This is a genomic window from Brachybacterium atlanticum (assembly GCF_025669985.1).
Lineage (GTDB): Bacteria > Actinomycetota > Actinomycetes > Actinomycetales > Dermabacteraceae > Brachybacterium > Brachybacterium conglomeratum.
In genome coordinates, this window is sequence record NZ_JAKJJW010000009.1 from 15,814 (window position 1) to 29,004 (window position 13,191).

Sequence of the window (13,191 nt, forward strand, 5' to 3'; positions counted from 1 at the left end):
TCAGCCGCGGCGGGCCAGCCCCCGCCGGTGCGAGGTGTCCCTGGCCAGGCCCAGCGAGATCTGCGCCTGCCACAGGGTGAGCCGGTCCAGCACCGCGAAGCCCGAGTGCGATCCCTGGACGGTCCCCACCCGGGCGCCGGCGGCCAGGGCGGCGTGGATCTCGTCGAAGCGCCCGCCCGGAGGTGCCTGCTCCGCGCGGGTCTGAGCCGGGTCGAGGGCCGTCTCGAGCACCTCGCGCCGCAGCAGGCGGGGGCTCTGGAGGCCGGCGAGGGTGGAGCGGTCCACGTTGCGCAGCCCGCCCGGCAGCACCTCCTTGACCGAGTCGGTCATCGCGACCACCGGCACCACCGCGTCCAGGCCTCCGTGCAAGGAGGCGAGCACCTCGGCGACCACGGCCTGCGGGGTCAGGGCGCGCTCGGCGTCGTGGACGAGCAGGAGCGGGTCGTCGCAGACCTCGAGCGCGGCGCGCAGCGCCCGTCGGCGGTCCCCATCGGCCGCGAGGACCGTCAGGCGCGGGTCGAGCAGCGACCGCAGGTGTCCCGCCGCCTCGGAGCGGGCGACGACGACCGGGGCGGGCACGCCCAGCGCATGGAGGGTGCCCAGGAGCCGCTCGATCAGGCGCGAGCCGCCGAGCGTCTCGAGGGACGGCGTCTCGGCGTCGTGCGAGATCCCCGGCGCGGGCGGCGCCAGGGCGAGCACGAGCGGTCGGACCCGCCCCGGGGCGGACGAGGACGTCACCGGGGCGCTCAGGAGGCGAGGACCTCGTCGAGGATGGTCTCGGCCTCGGCCTCATCGGTCTTCTCGGCGAGGGCGAGCTCGGAGACGAGGATCTGGCGCGCCTTGGCCAACATCCGCTTCTCCCCGGCGGACAGGCCGCGGTCCTGGTCGCGGCGCCACAGATCGCGCACGACCTCGGCGACCTTCTTGACGTTGCCCGAGGCGAGCTTCTCGACGTTGGCCTTGTAGCGGCGGGACCAGTTCGTCGGCTCCTCCGTGTACGGCTGGCGGAGCACCTCGAAGACCTCGTCGAGGCCCTCCTTGTCCACGACGTCGCGGACGCCGACGAGGTCGACGTTGTCGGCGGGGACCTCGATCGTGAGATCGCCCTGGGCGACCTTGAGCTTGAGGTAGGTGCGGTCCTCGCCCTTGATGGTGCGGGTCTTGACCTCCTCGATGAGCGCGGCACCGTGGTGCGGGTAGACGACGGTCTCGCCGACAGCGAAGTTCATGTGGTGGGTCCCCTTTCCGTCGCTCATCCTACCATCCGGGTCGGATGGTGAAATGCCCGCCGACCAGCGCCGACCCGCTCTCGTCGCCGGTGCGGAAAGCGGTGCTGAGCGGGAGAGTCACCGGGCGGCCCGCAGCCTCCGGCGCGGCGCGGCGAGCGCCGAGGAGCCCGTCGCCGGACCTGCGGTGCGGTCCGTCCGAGGTGCCGCGGTGGGGTACCCTGTGAGGGCTGTCCCCGATCGTCCCCGCCGCTCCGCGGCATCGAACAGGAGTCCTCCGTGCGCCGTCCCCGCCGTCTCGCACTCTCCGTCGCCGCCCTGGGCCTTGCCCTCGCGGCGTCCGGCTGCACCTTCATGAGCCCGGTGCAGACCCACGAGTTCTACCAGGCGGGCGACGGCACCAACGCGAACCTCGAGGTCGACGGCGCCTTCCACGTCGGCGTGCGCAACGCCGTGCTGGTGATGGACGAGACTGGGACCGCGACCTTCTCCGCGACCGTCGTGAACTACTCCGACGAGGACCTCGTCGTCGAGCTCGAGGGCCAGGACGAGGGTGCCGCCGTGTTCTCCACGCGCGTGCAGGTCCCGGCGCAGGGCACGGTCGAGCTCGGCCCCGAGGAGGGTCAGCAGGCCGTGCAGATCGGTGCCCTCGACGTGCTCCCCGGGACGATCCTCGATCTCGCGGTCACCTCCGGGGACCTCTCCACCACGGTCTCGCTGCCCACGCTCGAGACCACCCTCAGCCACTACAGGGAGAGCGAGCCCGCCGCCGGCTGAGCCCGGCTCCGCGCGAGCCCCCTGGACGACGAGCGCCCCGCAGCCTGGCTGCGGGGCGCTCGCCTGTTCCGGGACGTCGCCGGCCCTCGCTCAGGCCCCGGACTCGAACTTGTAGCCCAGCCCGCGCACGGTCACGAGGTGGACGGGGTTCTTCGGGTCCTCCTCGATCTTCGCGCGCAGGCGCTTGACGTGGACGTCGAGGGTCTTGGTGTCGCCGACGTAGTTCGCGCCCCATACGCGGTCGATGAGCTGGCCGCGGGTGAGCACCCGGTCGACGTTGCGCAGCAGCATCTCCAGCAGCTCGAACTCCTTCAGCGGGAGGGCGACCTCGGTGCCGTGCACCTGCACCACGTGACGCTCGACGTCCATCATGATGCCGCCCGCGGTGAGGGTCGTGTCCTCCTCCGCCTCGGCCGTGTCCTGGCCGCGCCGCAGCACGGCCTTGATCCGGGCGAGCAGCTCGCGGGAGGAGTAGGGCTTGGTGACGTAGTCGTCGGCGCCCAGCTCGAGGCCCAGCACCTTGTCGAACTCGTCGTCCTTCGCGGTGAGCATGATGACCGGGACCGAGGAGGTGCGGCGGATCTCCCGGCACACCTCGGTGCCGCTCATCCCCGGGAGCATGAGGTCCAGGAGCACCAGGTCCGCGCCGTGGGCGGAGAAGATGCGCAGGCCGTCGGTGCCGGTGTCCGCGACGGCGACCTCGTAGCCCTCCTTCCGCAGCGAGTAGGAGAGCGGGTCCGAGAACGATTCCTCGTCCTCCACGATCAGGATGCGTGTCATCTCAACTTCCCTTTCCAGAGGGTCGGTCGGAGGGTCGGGGGCGCTCGTCGCCGGGAGCGTCGGTCGAGGCGGTCGCGCGCGGGTTCGCGGAGACCTCGAGCGTGCGGGAGCCGACGGTGATCGTCTCGGTGCGGCCCATCTCCGGCAGTCTGAGGGTGAAGGTCGAGCCCTGGCCCTTCATCGACCAGGCGGTCACCTCGCCGCCGTGGTCGGTCGCGATGTGCTTGACGATCGCGAGGCCCAGGCCGGAGCCGCCGGTGCTGCGCGAGCGGGCCCGGTCCACGCGGAAGAACCGCTCGAAGACCCGCTCGAGGTGGTCCTTCGCGATGCCGATGCCCTGGTCCTTCACGGACACCTCGACCATGCCGCCGTCGCGCCGCACCGAGATCCCGACCCGGGTGCGAGGGTCGGAGTAGGTGATCGCGTTGGAGATCAGGTTGGACAGCGCCGTGGTCAGCATCGAGGAGGAGCCGAAGACGCGCAGCCCGCTGCTGCCGCCGACGGCGACCTCGATGTTCGAGCCGAGCGCGAAGTTGCGGTTCAGCGCCACCGCCTCCTCGACCACCTCGTCGATCTCGACCGGCTCGGCGTCGGTGAGGGCGGAGCTGCCCTGCACGCGCGAGAGTTCGATGATCTCCTGCACCAGGTGGGAGAGGCGGCGGGTCTCCGTCTGCATCCGCTCGGCGAAGCGGCGCACCGCGTCGGGATCCTCCGCGGCGTCCTCCATCGTCTCGGCGAGCAGCGTGATCGCGCCGACGGGGGTCTTCAGCTCGTGGGACACGTTCGCGACGAAGTCGCGCCGCGTCTCCTCCACCCGCACCGCACGAGTGAGGTCGTCGGCCAGCAGCAGCACGCCGTGCTCGCCGAGCGCCCCGATCCGCACGTCGATCACCGCGTCGGTGTCGCCCTGGGCGGAGCGGCGCACCGTCAGGCGCTCGTCGCGGAACCCGCCGTTGCGGCCGACGTCCGACGCGAGCTCCATCAGCTGCGTGCTCGCCAGGCGCGGGTAGTCCCCCTCGGCGGCGCGCACGATCCCGTAGGAGTACGCCATGGGGGAGGCGCGCAGGACGTCGCCGACGGAGTCCAGCACCACGTAGGCGGAGGAGAGGATCGCGAGCACCTCCGCGGCGGCCTCGGGGACCACCTCGTCCCGCGCCGCCGGCTGCTCGGCGCGTCGGCTCTCGGAGCGGCGCAGCGCCGACGTGGCGACGACTCCGATCACGAGTCCGATCGCCGCGGCGAGCAGGAGCAGGGCAGACTGGGGCACCAGCACAGCCTAGGCCCCGTGCGCTCCGCGCTCCCGCCACCTGTCGCAGGGCGGGACGAACGAGGGGAGGAGTTCACGGGGACTACGCTTCGAGTTCACCCAACGGCGATGCACGTTCATCCGGCATTGCGAGGATCGGGGAGAAGTCCCCCATCAGACAGAGGAGCGAGAACATGCGCGAGGCCTACCAGAGCGATCTGCGGCACATCGTCGACGACCTGCTGGACATGGCCGAGCTGGTGAGCACGGCCCTGGCGGACGCGACCAGGGCCCTTCTCGAGGGCGACCTGGCCCTCGCCGAGCGGGTCATCACCGCCGACCCCCACATCGACGACCGTCACCTCGAGCTCGACGCGAAGGCCGTCGAGCTCCTCGCCCGACAGGCCCCGGTCGCCACGGACCTGCGCCTCCTGGTCGCCACCCTGCGCATGAGCTCCTCCCTCGAGCGCATGGGCGACCTCGCCGCGCACATCGCGCTGATCGCGCGCCGCACGCACCCGGAGGCCGCGGTCCCCGAGCAGTTCCGCGAGAAGATCGCGCGGATGTCCGAGGTGGGCCTGGAATCCCTCAAGGGGGCCTCCGAGGTGATCGCCAACCGCGACCTCGCCCAGGCCGCCGAGGTCGAGAAGGGCGACGAGGAGCTGGACGAGCTCATGCTCCAGGTCTCCCGCGAGATCTCCTCGGCCGCGCCCGGCACCTTCACCGCCGGCCAGGTCATCGACATGACGCTGCTGATCCGCTTCTACGAGCGGATCGGCGATCACGCGGTCTCCCTCGTGCGCCGCGTCGGGTTCCTCGTCACCGGCGACGCGATGGACACCCTCTCCGAGGGCGTCGACGTCCCGGAGTTCTGAGCCGGGCCCCGGAGCTACGGTCCGACCGCTCCCGGGCCCGACGGGTCCGCGGACGGCCGAGCGTGACGTAGTGCGCGCACTACGGAGCCCGAGCCCGACGGGTCCGAGCACGCCGAAGGGGCGCCCCGCAGAGTCTGCGGGGCGCCCCTTCGGCGTCAGGCCGTCGGCCGGTCGGGTCAGCCGCGGTTCGGGCGGGGCCGCCTGGTGGTCAGCCGCTCCGCGCCCGCCTTCGCCCCGCGCCGGGCCGCCGTTCGCAGGCCCTGCAGCAGCACGCCGGAGACCAGCGTCCACAGCATCAGCTTCCAGACCGGCTGGTCGTCGTCGGGATCCCTGATCGCCTGGATCTCCGCCTTCGAGGCGCCGTCCTTCTTCGCCTGCTTGCGCCGCGCGGCGACGTCCTTCTTGGCGGCCTTCTGGGACTTGGTGGTCGGGGCGTCCTCGCCGAACACGACTCCCCAGCCGGTCTCGGCCGCCTTCTTGCCGACGGAGGCGGCGATGATCCCCGCGACGGGGACGATGATGCTCACGAGCGGATTGGCCACGGTTTCCTCCAGGCGTCGGGTTCGCGGGTTCTCTCCTGCGAAGGGGCTCAGTAGGCCCCGGCGTACTGAGCGTAATAGGTTCCCATGTCGTCCGTGCGCAGTGCCTCGCGCAGCACGTCCATCGCCTCCTCGTCGGTCGCCACCACGCTCGCGCCGCCGCTGGTCGTGGTGGGGCCCCCGTGGGGGACGGAGAGGAAGTGGAGGTCGTCCCCTCGGATCGAGCGGAGCGACAGCCCGAGCTTCGTCATCTCGCCGGCGGTGAGGCCCTCGTCGGTGGTCAGGTACGGGGAGACCTCCTCGATCGTGTCGGCGAGCTTGCGCGGATCGGTGAGGGTGTCGGCGCTGATGAGCTTGTCGGCGATGCCCTTGAGGACCGCCTGCTGGTTGCGGTTGCGCTGGAAGTCGCCGTCGGCGAACTGCTTGCGCTGACGCACGAAGACCAGCGCCTCGTGGCCGTCCATCGACTGCGTGCCGGCGGTGTACTCGATGCCGTCCGCCTCGAAGTCCGTCGGGACCTGCACGTCGACTCCGCCGAGCGTGTCCACGAGCCCCTCGATGCCCTCGAAGTCGATCAGGGCCACATGGTCGATCGGCACTCCGGTGTAGTCCTCCACCGCCGTCACCGCCAGGGAGGGGCCGCCGAAGGCGAGGGCCGCGTTGATGCGGTCCTTGCCGTGGCCGGGGATGTCGATGTAGAGGTCGCGGGGGAACGAGGTGATGTACACGCTCTCGCCGTCGTCGGCGATGTGCACGAGCATCATCACGTCCGAGCGCTGGCCGGTGACGCCCTCCGCGGCCGCGGCCTCCTCGGAGCGCTTGTCCGAGCCGAGCAGGAGGATGTTCCGCCCGGTGCCCTCCTCCGCCTCGGGGCGCTCGCCCTCGGCGCGGGTGATGTCCACGACGGAGCGCTTCTCGTAGGAGCTGCGCAGCCCGCTCAGATAGCTGCCGACCACGATGCCGACGCCGATCACCAGCACGGCCACGAGGCCGAACGCGATGAGCGCCGCGCGGCGGCCTCGTCGGCGCTCCGTGCCGGCGTCCGAGTCGTCGTCCCAGTCGGCGGGCAGCTCGACGTCGTCGTTGCGGTTCATGGATCGGTCCCCTCGTCCGGTGCCGCCGGGGCGGTCACAGCCTGCGGTAGGCGAGATCCCATATTAGGCGTCCGGCCTGCATCCCCTTGGACTCGAAGCTGGTCTTCACACGACCTCCGTACCGCGGTGCCCAGCCGGTTCTCGCCATGCCCTCCGGGACGGCGTCGGAGCTCACCCCCTCGGGGCGCGGGCCGTCCGGATGCACGAGCTCCAGCTCGGGCCTGGCATCGAGCTGGCGGCGCATGTGGTGGGCGTACTGCGCCCAGTCGGTGGCCAGGCGCAGGTGCCCGCCGGGGGCGAGCAGCGGCAGCACCGCATCGAGGAAGGGCGGGTTGATCAGGCGCCGCTTGTGGTGCCTGGCCTTCGGCCACGGATCGGCGAAGTACACCCACAGCTCGGTGATCGAGGCCTCGGGCAGCATCGCGGGCAGCGCCCTCTGCGCGTCCAGGGGCAGCAGGCGCAGGTTCCGGGGGTGCTCCGCCTTCTCGACGCGGCTGAGCGTCTGGGCCAGTCCGGGGAGGTACACCTCGACGCCCAGGTGGTCGCGCTCGGGATGCGCGGTCGCGGCCGCGACGATGTTCTCGCCCAGGCCGCTGCCGACCTCGACGACCAGCTCCGCGCGGCGGCCGAAGACCTCCTCGAGATCCATCCGGGCCCCGTCGGCCGGGAGCGTGTCGCGCTCGCCGCGCGGCGGGTCCAGCACGTACTCGGGGGAGAGCCGGTCCCAGGAGTCGCGGCGCGAGGGCGTCAGCCGTTCGCCGCGGCGCACGAAGGAGACGACGTCGCGGCGGGTGGTGCCCGCATCACGTCGGGCGGGATGCAAGGGCGGGGGAGTGGTGGGCGGGGTCACGGCTGCCTCAGGACGCGCGACGGATCTGATCGCCCTCGACGACGATCTCCACGCTCGGCAGGTGACGGGTCGCGGGGCCGACGAGCACCTCGCCGCTGGTCGCGTCGAAGCGCGAGCCGTGGCAGGGGCAGTCCAGCTCGGTCTCCTGCTGGCGGAGGGCGCAGCCGTTGTGGGTGCAGTAGCCGGAGTAGGCGGAGACGTCCTCCCCGGTCCCGCGGACCAGGAGCACGAAGGGCTGCTGGCCGCCGAAGTTCACCAGCGTCGAGGCGTTCTCGGGCACGTCCGCCAGCGGGACCGAGCCCTCCTCCGCGCGCAGCGGCTCGGCCGTGCCGAAGCCCTGGTCCTCCGGAGCGCAGGCCGCGAGGCCTCCGAGACCGGCCGCGGAGGCGGGCAGCAGGAGGGCGTGGCGGCGGGAGAGGCAGGGGCGTTCCATGCCGCCAGGATAGTCAGGGGCGCCGGGTGTCGGGGCGCGGCGGGCAGCGGGTGTGACCGCCGCGACCGCGTCGTGATCGTCCCACGATCCTCCCGGGGCGCGCCGGTGCATGCACAGCGTCGCCGCCGCGCCCTCGGCTCAGACCTCCGCGGCCTCCATCTCGCTCGGGTCCCAGGTGAGGATGCCGCCCGCGCGCCAGCCCCGGTCGCGCACCGCGTCCAGCGCCTCCCGCTTCCTCGCCGGGGTGAGCCGGTCGAGATAGAGGGACCCCTCGAGATGGTCGACCTCGTGCTGGAGCGCGCGGGCGAGCACCCCGCCCTCGTCCTCCAGCACGACCTCGGCCCCGTCGAGATCCGTGCCCGTCACCCGGGCGCCGCGGTGCCGTGCGGTGGGGAACCCCTCGCCCGGCACGGAGAGGCACCCCTCGAGGGTCTCCTCGTCCAAGGTGATCCCGCCGAAGCGCTCGAGGACCGGGTTGAGCACGACCCCGCGTCGCAGCGTGTCGCTCACGTCGGGGCAGGAGTACACGAACAGCCGCCAGCGGGAGCCCACCTGCGGTGCGGCGAGGCCGACGCCGCCTGCCGCGTCCATCGTCTCGAACATGTCCGCGACGAGCGTGCGCAGCTCGTCGGTGACCTCTCGGACGCGGCGGGTGCGCTGCGAGAGCGCGCGGTGGCCGGCGATGGTGATCGGGCGGACGGTCATGCGGGGGAGCCTCCTTGGCTCGACGGGTCGGCGGAGGGCCCCGTTTCGGTGCTCTCCTCGGGGAGGGGGTCGCTGGTGACCCGGTGTCGGCGCGGCGGGTTCACCGCGAGAGGGTTGGTCGACTCGACGATCCAGGCGCCCCGCTCCCGCCGCAGGGGCTCCCCGCTGCGGACGGACTCGGCGACCGCGCGGCCCAGCTCCTCCGCCTCGTCGGCGTCACGGGCGAGGAAGTCCAGGGTGTGGGTCGCATGCGGCGCGAGCTCGAGCTTGTGCCATGCCTCCAGGCCGGTGGCGAGCTGACGGGCGCGCAGGAACTCGGCGTCCAGCGCCGCGCCGGTGATCACCACGATGTTCGCGATCCACATCAGCAGCAGGATCGCGATCAGGCCGTTGAGGACGGTGAGGACCTCCGCGAAGCGGGTCGCGTAGACGAGCAGCTGCCCGGCCAACAGCGCGGTCCCGAACAGGGTGAGCACGCTGAGGGTCGAGCCCAGCGTCATCAGCCGGTAGCGGGGCAGTCGCACGTTGGGGAACAGGTAGTAGGCCAGCGACACCCCGATGATCAGGATGACCAGCAGTACCGGCCACTTCACGATGTTCCAGGCGTGGAAGGCGATCATGGGGATGCCGATGAACTCGCCGATGCGCTGGCTCGCCTCGCCGCCCAGGATGATCATGCCGATCGCGAGCAGCACCACCGCGGTGATGAGCACCGTCTCGCCGAACACGATCGTGCGGAACCACAGGAAGGGTCGCCCCTCGCGGGTGTCGTAGACCCTGTGCAGCGCGCGGTGGAAGGCGGCGACGCCGTTGGACGCGGAGACCAGCGAGCCGAGCGTGCCCAGCAGCAGGCCCAGCAGGCCGCCGCTGGTGCTGGAGACGGCCTGGATCGCCCCGAGATAGGGACGCGGATCCAGGGTCGGGAAGATCTCGGTGATCAGCCCGGAGAGCGCGGAGAGCGTCTCCGTCTCGATCCCGATCAGCGACATCATCGACACGACGGCCACCGCGCCCGGGAACAGCGACAGCAGCAGGTAGAACGTCATCGTCCCGGCCACGTCCCACACCTGGATGTCCAGCAGCCGCATCCGCACCCGGTTCAGGACGTGCAGGATGCTCAGCCGGGGTCGGGCGAGCTCGACCTGCGGCCGTGGCCGACGCGGACGGGAGGTGGTCACCGTGGAGCTGCTCCGGAGGGGTGTCGGGTCCCGGGCCGGGAGGTCGGGACGGAGGGACGGGGGCCGTGCGGGCGCTGTGGAGCCTAGTCCACCGCGCCGCAGGGGCCCCGCCCTCGTGACGCGCCGGTCAGCCTCCGTCGATGATCTCTCAGCCCTCGTCGACGATGTCGTCGGGGTCGGAGGCGACCGGGTACTCCCACGGGTCCTCGGGATCGCCCGGCACGAAGGAGGTCATGATCGAGCCGTCCGCGCGGGCATCGCCCAGGCCGACGGGCCTGGACAGCACCGCATCGTCCAGCAGCGGGCCCTGGTCAGCGAGCGGGACGGAGACGCCGTCGGCGGTCACCCGCACGCTCTCGCCGCGCACGGAGACCTCGATCTCCTCGCCGGTCTCGAGCGTGAAGGAGATCTCCTCGCGCACCAGGCGCACCCGGAAGCGGGAGCCGCGCACCGTCAGCGGGAAGGAGAGCTCGGGCCACTGCGCCGGCAGGCGCGGGTCGAAGCTGATCCGGCCCTCGTCGTGGCGCATCCCGCCGAAGCCGTGCACGAGCGCGTTCCACACCCCGCCCGCCGAGGCGATGTGCACGCCGTCGGAGGTGTTGCCGTGGAGGTTCCCGAGGTCCACGAAGAGCCCGGCCCGGAAGTAGTCCAGCGCCGCCTCCTGATGGCCCACCTCGGCGGCCATGATCGACTGGACCACGGCGGAGAGCGAGGAGTCCCCGGTGGTGATCGGGTCGTAGTACTCGAAGTCGGCGCGCTTCTCCTCCGCGGTGAACTCGCTGCCGCGCAGGAACTGGGCCAGCACCACATCGGCCTGCTTGAGCACCTGGAAGCGGTAGATCACCAGCGGGTGGAAGTGCAGCAGCAGCGGGAACGCCTCCTCCGGAGTGTTCGCCACGTCCCAGATCTCCCGCTCCAGGAAGCGATCCTCCTGGAGGTGGATGCCGAGGGAGTCGTCCTTCGCCACGAACATGCCGTCCGCGCAGGCCTCCCACTGGTCCAGCTCCATCTCGTCCAGCTCGAGCTCGACGCGCAGCGCCTCGTAGGCGGCCTCGTCGGCCGCGCGCAGGTCCCGCACGGCGCGGGCCGCGCGGCGCAGGTTGTAGCGCGCCATCACGTTCGTGAACAGGTTGTTGTTCACGACCGTCGTGTACTCGTCCGGGCCGGTCACGCCGTTGATGTGGAAGCTCGAGACGCCCGCGGCGGTGACCCGCCAGAACCCGAGGTCCGCCCACATCCGGGCGGTCTCCACCAACACCTGCACCCCGTCGCGGCGCTCGAAGTCGACGTCGCCGGTCACGTCCGTGTACTGGCAGAAGGCGTAGGAGACGTCGGCGTCGATGTGGTACTGCGCGGTGCCGGCCGCGTAGTAGGCGGAGGCCTCGTCGCCGTTGATCGTGCGCCAGGGGAACAGGGCCCCGCGCTGGTTCAGCTCCCGTGCCCGCTCGCGCGCCTTGGGCAGCATGGTCGTGCGGAAGCGCAGCGCGTTACGGGCCCAGCGCGGCTGGGTGAAGGTGAGGAAGGGGACGACGTAGATCTCGCTGTCCCAGAAGTAGTGGCCCTCGTAGCCCGAGCCGGTCACGCCCTTGGCGGGGATGCCCCACTGGTCGGAGCGGGCCGTGGCCTGGGCGAGCTGGAACAGGCACCAGCGCGTCGCCTGCTGCGCCTCGGGCTGGCCCGGCAGCTGCACGTCCGAGCTCTGCCAGAAGTCCGCGAGGTACTCCCGCTGCGTCGCGAGATGCGCCTCGAAGCCGTCGCGACGCACCCGGTCCAGGGTGCGGCGGCAGCGGTCGAAGAGCTCGCGATGGGGCACCGAGCGCGAGGAGTGGTAGGCCACCGACTTGCGCACCGTCAGCACCGAGCCCTCCTCGAGATGGGCGCGGGTGACCTGTCGGCCGAAGTCGGCCGAGGTGTCCGTGAGGTGCTCGGTCTCGGCGTCGGACTCGATCACGTGGTCCGCGCCGACGGCGAGGGTCATGCCCGAGCGCGCCACCCGGTAGCCCAGCAGCATCCGCCGCTCGCTGTGCCAGTCCTGCATCGGCTCGAGCACCCGGTGGGTGAAGGCGGTGGTCTGGCGCGGATCGGCCTTGTCGGTGACGGGGCCGCCGTCCACGCCCTTGCCGAAGTCGTCGCGGTAGTCCTGCCGGTTCACGATCTGGGAGGAGATCGCGATCGGGGCGGAGCCCTCGAGCATCTCCACCCGCATCGTCATCAGCGCGAGGTGGCGCTGGGAGAAGGAGATCATCCGCGCGGTGGAGACCTTCACGCGCTTCCCGGCGGGGGTGCGCCAGATCAGCTCGCGCCGCAGCACGCCCTCGCGGAAGTCGATCCAGCGCTCGTACTCCTCGAGGTCCGCGATCGACAGCAGCAGCGGCTCGTCGTCCACGTACAGCTTGAGCGTGGAGGAGTCCGGCACCGAGATCATCGTCTGCCCGGTGCGGGCGAAGCCGAAGGCGGACTCGGCGTGGTTGATGTCCCAGGTCTCGTGGAAGCCGTTGAGGAAGGTGCCGTGGCTGTGCGCGTCCCGGCCCTCCTCGGGCGTGCCGCGCATGCCGAGATAGCCGTTGGCGGTCGCGAACAGCGTCTCCATCAGGCCCAGGTCGCCGCCCGGCCGCGACTCGACCAGGCGCCATTCGTCGACCGGCAGGCGGGTGCGGTCCACGGGGTCCTCGGGCAGCGAGCGCAGACGGGTCATGCCAGCTCCTCCAGATCGGCGACGACGAGGGTGGCTCCGGCGGCGGTCAGCTCCTCGCGCCCCGCCCCGCGGTCCACGCCGACGACGGCGCCGAAGCGCCCCGCGGCGCCGGCGGCGACGCCGGAGACAGCGTCCTCGTAGACCACCGCGTCGGCGGGCTCGACGCCCAGCAGCGCGGCGGCGCGGAGGAAGGTGTCCGGGGCGGGCTTGCCCGGCAGGCCCTCGCGGGCGGCGACGTTCCCGTCGACCACGTGCTCGAAGCGCTCCCGCAGCCCGGCCGAGCGCAGCACCTCCTCCGCGTTGCGGGAGGAGGAGACGATCGCCAGGCGCGCTCCCTCGCCCAGCGAGTCCAGATAGGCGACGGTGCCCGGATAGGGCGCCACGCCGTCGCGGCGCAGCAGCTCGAGCACGAGCTGGTTCTTGCGGTTGCCGAGGCCGCGCACGGTCTCCTCCCCGGCGCTCTGCTCGCCGGGGTCGGTGTCCTCGCCCTCGGGCAGCTCGAGGCCGCGGGAGGCGAGGACCGCACGGACGCCGTCGTAGCGGGGGCGGCCGTCGACGTGCTCGAAGTAGTCCGCCTCCGTGTACGGCGGCTCGACGCCGCGGGAGGAGAGGAACTGCTCGAACATCGTCGCCCAGGCGCGCATGTGCACCTCGGCCGTCGGGGTCACGACCCCGTCGAGATCGAAGAGATGAGCCGTGAGATCTGCTGGTCGGAAGGTTCGCGCTGAAGTCACATCGGCCATGCTACGGGCCCTGGCGGTGGGCTACGCTTCGGGGGTCCGTGCCCGCGCCC

General features: G+C 72.0%; 14 protein-coding genes. 2 read left to right on the top strand and 12 right to left on the bottom strand.

Translation table 11 applies throughout. The features are described 5' to 3' along the window. Both L3K22_RS06135 and L3K22_RS06140 read right to left on the bottom strand, forming a co-directional pair. Nucleotides 1-738, bottom strand: coding sequence for an IspD/TarI family cytidylyltransferase (locus L3K22_RS06135; protein ID WP_263310603.1), 738 nt, complete (start codon nucleotides 736-738; stop codon nucleotides 1-3). 8 nt (nucleotides 739-746) lie between these two features. After that, nucleotides 747-1,229 (bottom strand): CarD family transcriptional regulator, encoded by a 483-nt coding sequence (locus L3K22_RS06140; protein WP_010551260.1) that lies wholly within the window; start codon nucleotides 1,227-1,229, stop codon nucleotides 747-749. Nucleotides 1,230-1,505: 276 nt separating this feature from the next. Between L3K22_RS06140 and L3K22_RS06145 the strand changes: the two genes are divergently transcribed. Next, nucleotides 1,506-2,003 carry a hypothetical protein gene (locus tag L3K22_RS06145; RefSeq protein ID WP_263310604.1) on the top strand — a complete coding sequence of 166 codons (498 nt, stop codon included), beginning with the start codon at nucleotides 1,506-1,508 and terminating at the stop codon, nucleotides 2,001-2,003. Nucleotides 2,004-2,093: 90 nt separating this feature from the next. On the opposite strand, the gene L3K22_RS06150 is transcribed toward L3K22_RS06145, so the two are convergent. Beyond that, entirely contained in the window at nucleotides 2,094-2,783 is a 690-nt protein-coding gene (locus L3K22_RS06150; RefSeq protein ID WP_259813394.1) for a response regulator, read from the bottom strand. Between the two features lies 1 nt (nucleotide 2,784). Next, complete coding sequence (locus tag L3K22_RS06155; protein WP_259813393.1) at nucleotides 2,785-4,050, bottom strand: sensor histidine kinase; 1,266 nt, start codon at nucleotides 4,048-4,050, stop codon at nucleotides 2,785-2,787. Nucleotides 4,051-4,223: 173 nt separating this feature from the next. Here L3K22_RS06155 and phoU point away from each other — a divergent pair, with 173 nt between their 5' ends. Beyond that, entirely contained in the window at nucleotides 4,224-4,904 is a 681-nt protein-coding gene (gene phoU, locus L3K22_RS06160; protein ID WP_263310605.1) for a phosphate signaling complex protein PhoU, read from the top strand. Nucleotides 4,905-5,080: 176 nt separating this feature from the next. Here phoU and L3K22_RS06165 read toward each other — a convergent pair whose 3' ends face one another. The 8 genes from L3K22_RS06165 to L3K22_RS06200 form a co-directional block, all read right to left on the bottom strand. Further along, entirely contained in the window at nucleotides 5,081-5,431 is a 351-nt protein-coding gene (locus L3K22_RS06165; protein ID WP_263310606.1) for a DUF4235 domain-containing protein, read from the bottom strand. A gap of 62 nt (nucleotides 5,432-5,493) precedes the next feature. Continuing rightward, nucleotides 5,494-6,537, bottom strand: a complete 1,044-nt coding sequence (locus tag L3K22_RS06170; protein WP_263310607.1) for an LCP family protein — start codon at nucleotides 6,535-6,537, stop codon at nucleotides 5,494-5,496. 34 nt (nucleotides 6,538-6,571) lie between these two features. Next, on the bottom strand, nucleotides 6,572-7,387 hold the full coding sequence (trmB, locus tag L3K22_RS06175) for a tRNA (guanosine(46)-N7)-methyltransferase TrmB (RefSeq protein WP_263310608.1): 816 nt from the start codon (nucleotides 7,385-7,387) through the stop codon (nucleotides 6,572-6,574). A 7-nt stretch (nucleotides 7,388-7,394) separates the two neighbouring features. After that, nucleotides 7,395-7,820: a QcrA and Rieske domain-containing protein gene (locus L3K22_RS06180; RefSeq protein ID WP_263310609.1), complete on the bottom strand. Its 426-nt coding sequence runs from the start codon at nucleotides 7,818-7,820 to the stop codon at nucleotides 7,395-7,397. Nucleotides 7,821-7,958: 138 nt separating this feature from the next. Further along, nucleotides 7,959-8,525 carry a peptide deformylase gene (gene def / locus L3K22_RS06185; protein WP_010551269.1) on the bottom strand — a complete coding sequence of 189 codons (567 nt, stop codon included), beginning with the start codon at nucleotides 8,523-8,525 and terminating at the stop codon, nucleotides 7,959-7,961. Then, nucleotides 8,522-9,703 carry a YihY/virulence factor BrkB family protein gene (locus L3K22_RS06190; protein ID WP_263310610.1) on the bottom strand — a complete coding sequence of 394 codons (1,182 nt, stop codon included), beginning with the start codon at nucleotides 9,701-9,703 and terminating at the stop codon, nucleotides 8,522-8,524. The genes def and L3K22_RS06190 overlap by 4 nt, the downstream gene beginning before the upstream one ends. A 148-nt stretch (nucleotides 9,704-9,851) precedes the next feature. Then, entirely contained in the window at nucleotides 9,852-12,398 is a 2,547-nt protein-coding gene (locus L3K22_RS06195) for a glycoside hydrolase family 65 protein (protein ID WP_263310611.1), read from the bottom strand. Continuing rightward, the gene (locus L3K22_RS06200) at nucleotides 12,395-13,141 is read right to left on the bottom strand and encodes an HAD family hydrolase (RefSeq protein ID WP_263310612.1); all 747 of its coding nucleotides are present in this window, start codon (nucleotides 13,139-13,141) and stop codon (nucleotides 12,395-12,397) included. The genes L3K22_RS06195 and L3K22_RS06200 overlap by 4 nt, the downstream gene beginning before the upstream one ends. Nucleotides 13,142-13,191 lie beyond the last annotated feature (50 nt).